The sequence below is a fragment of the Calidithermus chliarophilus DSM 9957 genome (genome assembly GCF_000430045.1).
GTDB lineage: Bacteria > Deinococcota > Deinococci > Deinococcales > Thermaceae > Calidithermus > Calidithermus chliarophilus.
This window is the reverse complement of sequence record NZ_KE387023.1, coordinates 1,442,681-1,443,589: the sequence shown is the minus strand read 5'-3', so window position 1 is coordinate 1,443,589 and position 909 is coordinate 1,442,681. Positions and strand designations below refer to the sequence as shown.

The following is a 909-nucleotide window of genomic DNA, read 5'->3' as shown; positions in this document are numbered from 1 at the left end:
AGGGCGGCGAGCCGGGCCGGGCCACCCCCTGGCTGCTCGAGGCCGGGGCCATGGCCCACCGCCTGGGCCGCTTCGACGACGCGGTGCGCTTCTACGAGCAGGCCCTGCAGACCGCCGCCGACGCGGCGCAGCGGCGGGAGGCCCAGGTCATGCTGACCTACCCGCTCGTGGCCCTGGGCCGCCTGGGCGAGGCCGAGCGGCTGGCGCGGGACATCCTGGAGCACTCCGACGACCCCCACGCCCGCATCAAGGCCCTCGACGCCCTCCAGACCGCCGCCATGTGGCAGGGGCGCCACGCCGAGGCCGAGGCGGCCATCGAGGAGGCGCTGCGCCTGGCCGAGGGCGCCGGCGACGAGGAGCTCGCCGACGAGATGCGCTTCTCGCGGGGCTTCATCCTCATGCGCCTGGGGCGCGGGGAGGAGGCGCTGGAGGTGCTCGAGCCCCTCCTCCCCCGCTACCGCGCCCGCCCGCCGAGCTTCGAGCGGCTCCACCTCTTCTCGGTGCTGGGCTTCGCCTACGGCAGCCAGGGCCGCTTCGCCGAGGCCAAGGCCCTGCTGCACGAGGCCCTGCGCGAGTCGAAGGCGATGGGCAGCTCCGCCAACCAGATCCTCGCCGCCAACGACCTGCAGTACACCCACAACGCCGAGGGCACCCCCGCGGAGGGCCTGCCGCACGCGGAGGAGGCCCTGGCCCTGGGCAACTACGTGGTCACCGAGCTGCTGCGCTCCAACGTGGCCTACGCCTACATGCTGCTGGGCCGCCCCGCCGAGGCCGCCGGGCACCTCGAGTGGCTCACCCGGCACGCCCAGGACCCCAACCTGCTGGGCATGGCCTGGGCCCGGCTGGCGGTGGTGCGAGCCCGCCTGGGCAAAGACCCCGCGCCCGCCCTGGCCCGGGCGCTCGAGCTGC

General features: G+C 75.8%; 1 protein-coding gene. It reads left to right on the top strand.

Going from position 1 to position 909, the window contains the following annotated elements; genetic code table 11:
* Window positions 1-909: tetratricopeptide repeat protein (locus MEICH_RS24015; protein ID WP_036218429.1), on the top strand; the 909-nt coding region annotated here is incomplete at both ends.